At 70.9% G+C, this 7794-nt stretch carries 1 protein-coding gene; it reads right to left on the bottom strand.

Annotation, left to right across the window (positions count from 1 at the left end):
* A partial coding sequence (locus VF794_RS07695; RefSeq protein ID WP_331108532.1) for an amino acid adenylation domain-containing protein occupies positions 1-7794 on the bottom strand: 7794 nt, incomplete at both ends.

Here is a 7794-nt window from a genome sequence, read left to right as displayed (position 1 = left end):
GCGGTGGTGCAGCAGGGTGCCCTTGGGGGTACCCGTGGAGCCCGAGGTGTAGATGACGTAGGCGAGGTTGTCGGGCAGCACGGGCGAGGAGGGCGCGTGCTCGGGCTGGGCGGCGATGAGGGTGTCCCACTCGGCATCCAGCAGGACGAGCAGCTCGCTCTGGACGGGCAGCTCGTCGGCCAGGTGCTCCTGGGTGAGCAGGATGGGAGTGAGCGAGTCGCGCAGCATGAAAGCCAGGCGCTCGGCGGGGTAGGAGGGGTCGAGCGGGACGTAGGCGCCACCGGCCTTGAGGATGCCGAGGATGCCGACGACCATGTGCGGCGAGCGCTCGACGCAGAGGCCGACGCGCACGTCGGGGCCCACGCCGAGGGACAGCAGGTGGTGGGCGAGCTGGTTGGCGCGCGAGTCGAGCTGGCGGTAGGTGAGGAAGTCCTCGCCCATCTGCACGGCGATGGCATCCGGGGTGCGCTGGGCCTGGGCCTCGAAGAGCTGGTGGGCGCAGACCTCCTGAGGGAAGTCCAAGCGGGTGTCATTCCACTCCACGAGGACGCGGTGGCGCTCGGCTTCAGTGAGCATCGGCAGCGAGGACAGGCGCTGCTCCGGGTTGGAGGCGGCGGCCTCCAGCAGCACCTGGAGGTGCTCGAACATCCGGGAGATGGTGTCTGCCTCGTACAGGTCGGTGCTGTACTCGAACAAGCAAGTGAGGCCCTGGGGCGTGTTGCTGAACGCCAACGTCATGTCCAGCTTGGACGTCTCGAGGTCCTCCCCTTCTGCGTAGCTGAGGGTGAGCCCCGGCAGCTCGAGCGTGGACTCGGGCGCGTTCTGGAGGATGAGCTTCACCTGGAAGAGCGGCGCGTGGGCGAGGCTGCGCTCCGGGTTGAGCTCGCGCACCAGCTCCTCGAAGGGAGCGTCCTGATGCGCGTAGGCCTCGAGCGCGGTGTGGCGCGCGCGGCCGAGCAGCTCACGGAAGCTGGGGTCGCCCGAGAGGTCGCCCCGCATCACGAGCTGGTTGACGAAGAAGCCGATAAGGCCCTCGGTCTCGGCGCGGGTTCGGTTGGCGATGTCGGTGCCCACCACCACGTCCGTCTCGCCGGAGTAGCGGTGCAGCAGCGTCTGGAAGCCCGCCAGCAGCACCATGAAGAGCGTGGCGCCTTCCTCGCGGCCGAGGGCCTCCAGCGCGTCGACCAGCCGGCGCGGCATCATCAGCCGCGAGTGTGCTCCGCGGGAGGACTGCACCGCCGGGCGGGGGCGATCCGTGGGGAGCTCGATGGCCTGGGGAGCACCCTCGAGCTGCTGGCGCCAGTAGGCGAGCTGGGCGTCCATCGCTTCCCCCTGGAGCCATTGGCGCTGCCAGGCGGCGAAGTCCGCGTATTGCACCGGCAGTTCCGGCAGGGGCGAGGGCTTGCCGGAGATGAAGGCCCGGTAGAGGGCCGCCACCTCGCGAATCATCGGACCGGTGGACCAGCCATCGGAGATGATGTGGTGCATCGTCAGCACCATCAGGAACTCTTGATCGGCGAGCTGGAGCAGGGTGACCCGGAAGAGGGGGCCGCTCGACAAGTCGAAGCGCTTCATCGCCTCCTGGCCGGCCAGCTTCCGCGCCTCTTCTTCCCTCGTCCGCGCGTCGAGGGCCCGCAGGTCTACCCGTTGGAGGGGCATCGGCCCCACGGGATGGACGATCTGGACGGGGCCTTCCTCTCCGCTCTGGAAGGTCGTTCGCAGCACCTCGTGGCGCCGGGCCAACTCGTGGAAGGACTGTTCCAGGGCGGGCTCATCCAGCGCCCCCTTCAGGCGCAGCGCGGCGATGATGTTGAAGGAGGGGTTGCCCGGATCCATCTGATCCAGGAACCACAGCCGTTGCTGCGCGAACGACAGCCGCAGGGGGGCCTCGCGGGATACCGGCACCACGGGCGGCACGTCCAGGCCCTTGTTGTCGCGCACCTGCTGCTGCACCCGCTCCGCCAACTCCGCCACCGTGCGGGCCTCGAAGATGTGGTGCAGCGGCAGCTCCACGCCGAAGGTGGCACGCAGGCGGGAGACGACCTGGGTGGCCAGCAGCGAGTGGCCTCCCAGCTCGAAGAAGTCGTCATGGCGGCCCACGCGCTCCAGGTTCAGCACCTGCTGCCACAGGCCGGCCACCAACTCCTCGGCGGGGGAACTCGGCGCGGCGAAGGACTGCTCGCGCATCGCCCGCTCCACCTCGGGGACGGGCAGGGCCCGGCGGTCCACCTTGCCGTTGGGCGTGAGGGGCAGGGCCTCCAGCGCCACGAAGGCGGAGGGCACCATGTACTCCGGCAGCCGCCGCTCCAGGGCGGCGCGCAGGGCACCGACATCGGCGCTCTGTCCCTCGGCGGGGACGACGTAGGCCACCAGACGCTTGTCGCCGGGGCTGTCCTCGCGCACCAGCACCACCGCCGTCGAGAGCCCGGGCTGTTCGCTCAGCGCGGCTTCGATCTCACCCAGCTCGATGCGGAAGCCGCGCACCTTCACCTGGAAGTCCGCGCGGCCCTGGTAGTCCAGGGTGCCATCGGGCCTCCAGCGCGCCCGGTCGCCGGTGCGGTACATGCGCGCTCCCGGCTGCGCGGAGAACGGATCCGGTACGAAGCGCTCGGCGGTGAGGTCCGGGCGGCCCATGTAGCCGCGGGCCACGCCCTCGCCGCCAATGTACAGCTCGCCGGGCACGCCCACGGCCACGGGCTGCAGCGCCTTGTTCAGCACGTAGGTCGTCGTGTTGGAGATGGGCCGGCCAATGGGGACGGAGGTCGCTCCCGGTGGCACGTGGGTGATGTGGTGGCAGACGGCGAAGGTCGTGGTCTCCGTGGGCCCGTAACCATTGACCACGCGGGCCGGGGGGCTCTCGGTCTCCAGCACCCGCCGAATGGAGGCGGGGTCCAACGCATCGCCGCCGACGAGCACGTTGCGGACGGTGGCGAAGGCGTCGGGCTGCTCGCGGACCACCTGATTGAAGAGGGCCACCGTCATGAAGAAGGTGGTGATGCCCTCCTCGCGCATGGCGAGGGCCAGGCGCCGGGGCTCCAGCAGCACCTCCCGTGGGATGATGACGAGCTGCCCACCGCACATGAGGCTGCCCCACAGCTCGAGGGTGGCCGCGTCGAAGGCGGTGTTGGAGATCTGCGCGATGCGGTCCTCGGCGGACAGGGAGATGTAGTTCGTGTTGAGCACCAGGCGCAGGACGCTCTGGTGCTCCACCCCCACGCCCTTGGGCAGGCCGGTGGAACCGGAGGTGTAGATGATGTAGGCGAGATCCTTCGGGGTGACGTCGCTCTGGAGGGACTCCGTGGGCTGTGCGGCGATCAGGTCCCCATCCGTGTCCAGGCAGACGAGCTGCTCGCCCTGGGGAGGCAGTTCGTCGGCGATCTCCGTCCGGGTGATCAGGACCGAGATGCCGGCATCGCGGATCATGAAGGCGAGCCGCTCGAGGGGGTACGAGGTGTCGAGCGGGACGTAGGCGCCGCCGGCCTTGAGGATGGCGAGGATGGTCACCACCAGGTCCGAGGAGCGATCGAGGCAGACGCCGGCCCGGGAGCCGGGCTCCAGGCCCAGCGAGCGCAGGTGGTGGGCGAGCTGGTTGGCGCGCCGGTCCAGCTCCGCATAGGTGAGGTGGCCGGATTCCGAGCGGACGGCGATGGAATCCGGGGCCCGCCGGGCCTGGGCCTCCACGAGGGTGTGGATGCAGGCGTCCCGCGGGTAGTCGGTGCGGGTGGCATTCCACTCCACCAGCACCTGGTGCCGCTCGGCCTTGCTCAGCGGCGAGAGCTCACCGAGCCGCTGCTCGGGGCGGGCCACCATGTGCTCCAGGAGGGTGCCGAGCTGGGCCAGCAGCCGGTCGACGCCGGCCACCTCGAAGCGGGCCGTCTTGGCGGCGAGGGAGAGGGTGAGCTGCTGGCCGGGCATCACGATCAGGCCGAGCGGGAAGGTGGAGCGCTCCAGGGCCTGGAAGTCCCGCACGTCCATGTGGCGGGCCTGCTGGCGCATTGCCGTATCGATCGGGTAGTTCTCGAAGGTGAGCAGGCTTCCGAAGAGCGGCGTGCCTCGGGGCACTTCGCTCCAGCGCTGGATCTGCACCAGCGGGCTGTACTCGTACGCGCTCAGCTCGCGCTGCCGGGCCTGCAGCCGCTGGAGCCAGGGGATCAGCGCCTCCTCGGGCGGGAGCTCCACCCGCAGGGGCAGCGAGTTGATGAACAGGCCCAGCATGGACTCGATGCCAGACAGGCCCGCCGGACGGCCGGACACGGTCACGCCGAAGACGACGTCTCGCTCGCCGCTGTACTGGCCGAGCGCCACGGCCCAGGCCGCCTGCACCAGCGTGTTCAACGTGAGCTGGTGCCGCCGGGTGAAGGCCTGCAGTGCCGTCGTGAGCTCGGTGGAGAGGCTCAGCTCGCGAGTCACCTGCTCCCCCCACTCGGTCTCGGGCAGGCCCGGAGCGAGGTCTCCCGGCAGCGGCGTCGGTGCGGTGAAGCCGACGAGCGCCCGCCGCCAGAAGGACTCGGCCCTGGCCTGATCCTGCCGCTGGAGCCAGGCGATGTAGTCGCGGAAGGGCTCGGACCGCTCCAGGCGCGGCGTCTGGCCCCGCGCGAAGGTGTCATAGAGCGGCAGCAGCTCCTTGTAGAGGAGGCTCACGCTCCAGCCGTCCAGCAGCAGGTGGTGGTTGCTGACCACCACCTGGTGGACGTTCTCGTCCAGCCGCATCACGGCCAGCCGCAGCAGCGGCGCCTGGTTCAGCGTGAAGCCCCGGGCACGATCCTCCGCGAGGAAGGCCTCCAGCCGGGCGTCTTGCTCCGTTTCCGGCACTTCACGCCAGTCGTGCTCCTGCCAGGGCAGCTCCACCCGGGCGTGGACGACCTGGAGCGGCTCGTCCAACCCCTCCCAGAGGAAGGCCGTGCGCAGGATGGCATGGCGCTCCACCACCGCCTCCCAGGCCTTGCGGAACGCCCGCACGTCGAGCGGGGCGTGGAAGCGCCAGCGGGTCTGCACGAAGTAGACGCTCCGGGTGGAGTCCAGGAGCGACTGGAAGAGCTGGCCCTGCTGCATCGGCGAGAGCGGGTAGAGCTCCTCCACCCGCGCCCCCGCCGGCAGGAGCCGGTCGAGCGTGCGCTGATCCACCCGGGCCAGGGGGAAGTCGTAGGGGGTGTAGCGCAGCGCCTCCGTGGAGTGGCGCTGGGCGATGAGCGTGCGCAGCGCCGCGAGGAAGCCCTCGGCCACGGCCTCGATGGTGGCCTGACGGTGGAGGTTCTCGCTGTACGTCCAGGTCAGCCGCAGGCAACCGTCCTGCACGCGGCTGTTCACCTCGAGCAGGTGCGAGCGGACGCCGCGCTCGTCGCGGGCCGGGCCACCCCGCTCGGGGGCGAGCGCGAAGGCGGAGGCCTCCGGAGCGGCGTTGTCGAGCTGGCCCAGGTAGTTGAAGCTCACCTCCGCCGCGGGCAGCGCGCGCAGGCGCTCCGCCGTGTCCTGGCGCAGGTAGCGCAGCAGTCCGTAGCCGATGCCCCGCTGCGGCACCTGCCGCAACTGGTTGCGCACCGCGCGCAGTTGCTCCACCGGGCCCGCCGTCTCCGGCAGCTCCAGCCGGACGGGGTAGAGCGAGGTGAACCAGCCCACCGTGCGCGACAGGTCCACGCCCTCGAAGAGGTCCTCGCGGCCGTGCCCCTCGAGGTCCACCGCAAGACGGTTGCCCCCGGCCCACTGGCGCACGCTCTGCGCGAGCGCGGTGAGGAGCACGTCGTTGATCTGCGTGCGGTAGGCGGCCGGCAGCTCCTGCAACAGCGCGCGCGTCTCCGCGGCGTCCAGGGAGACCGTCAGCTCACGCGCCGAGGCGACGGTGTTGGTCCCCGCCGGCTCGTCCACGGGCAGCCGGGTGGTGGGCTGGGAGCCGGGCAGCCACGCGCCCAGCTCCTGCTCCAGCTCGGGGGACTGGGCGTACTCGTTCAGGCGCTGAGCCCAGGCCTGGAAGGAGGTGCTCTTGGGAGGCAGGAGCACGGTCTCGCCGCGCGAGAGCTGCGCGTAGGCCGTGCCCAGATCCTCCAGCAGGATGCGCCAGGACACCGCGTCCACCACCAGGTGGTGGGCGGCCAGCAGCAGCCGGCCGGTGCGATCCGGGCCCAGGTCCATCAGCGCCGCGCGCAGCAGCGGGCCCTCGGAGAGCTCCAGGCCGCGTTGCACCTCGGCCGCCGCGGACTCGAGGGCCGCGGACCGCTCGGCCTCCGGGACGCCGGAGAGATCCACGCGCTCCACGGACAGGGGGCGCTCCACACCCGCGTTGGTCTGCTCCCAGCCGCCGTCCGTCCGGACGAAGCGCATGCGCAGCGCGTCGTGGTGCTCCACCAGCCGCGACAGGGCCTGCTCCAGCCGCGTGGCGTCCACGGGCTCGCGCAGCTCGAGCAGCACCGGCTGGTTGTAGTGGTGCGGCGCGGGGAGGTTCCACTCGAAGAAGGCGCGCTGGATGGGGGTGAGCGGGACGGGACCCTGGACGGGACCCTGGTCGACCGTGCTCTGGGCCGAGCCCACCACCGCGGCCAGCCCGGCGATCGTCTGGTACTGGAAGAGCTGCTTGGGGTTGAGCTCGAGCCCCTTCTGCCGGGCGCGGGCGATCACCTGGATGGCGATGATGGAGTCGCCACCCAGCTCGAAGAAGTCATCGTGGATGCCCACGCGCTCGAGGCCGAGCAGCTCGGACCAGACGGAGGCCAGCTTGCGCTCGACGTCGTTGCGAGGCTCCGCATAGGGCTTGCCCAGGGCGGGACGCTCACCGTCGAGGGCCGGGAGCGCGCTCCCGTCCAGCTTGCCCGAGGTGGTCAGGGGCAGTGCCTGAAGAGGCACGAGCGCCGAGGGCACCATGTACTCGGGCAGACGGGCCTTGAGGTGCTGGTTCAACACGCTGGCGTCGAGCGACTGGCCCGAGGTGGGGACGACGTAGGCCACCAGGCGCTTGTGGCCCGGGGAGTCCTCGCGCAGCACGACGGCGGCCTGATGGACCGAGGGGTGCGAGCGCAGGGCGTTCTCCACCTCGCCCAACTCAATGCGGAAGCCGCGCAGCTTTACCTGGGAGTCGAGGCGGCCAAGGAACTCCAGTTGGCCGTCGGACCGCAGGCGCACCTTGTCGCCCGTGCGATAGAGGCGGGCACCGGGCTGCGTGCTGAAGGGATTGGGGACGAACTTCTCGGCCGTGAGCTCCGGACGGCCGAGGTAGCCGCGAGCCAGACCGGGGCCGGCGACATACAGCTCCCCGGGGACGCCGACGGGCACGGGCTGCAGGCGCGCGTCGAGGACGAACACCTGCACATTGGGCAGGGGCCGGCCGATGGACAGGGGCTGGCCGGGCTGCAGGGCTCCGGTGATGGAGGCGCAGATGGTGACTTCGGTGGGGCCGTAGGCGTTGAGGAACGAGCGGCCTGGAGCCCAACGCGAGAGCAGTTCCGGGGAGCACGCCTCGCCCGCGGAGATGAGGGTCTTCAGCGCGGGGAGTTGCTGGGGCTCGAGCTGGGAGAGGACGGAGGGCGTGAGGGTGACGGCACTGACACGCTGCGAGGTGAGCAGCGAGACGAGGGGCGCACCGGGGAGGATGTCCTCACGTGAGGCGAGCACGAGGCAGGCGCCGGCCAGCAGGGTGGAGAAGACCTCGCAGACGGAGGCATCGAAGCTGGAGGCGGCGAACTGCAACACCCGGCTGTCGGGGTGGAAGCCGTGGGCGGTGACGGTGGAGAGGGCGGTGTTGCACAGGCCGCGGTGGTGCAGCAGGGTGCCCTTGGGGGTACCCGTGGAGCCCGAGGTGTAGATGAC

The organism is Archangium sp., from assembly GCF_036389735.1.
Classification (GTDB): Bacteria; Myxococcota; Myxococcia; order Myxococcales; family Myxococcaceae; genus Archangium.
This window is presented reverse-complemented; position numbering and strand designations above follow the sequence as displayed.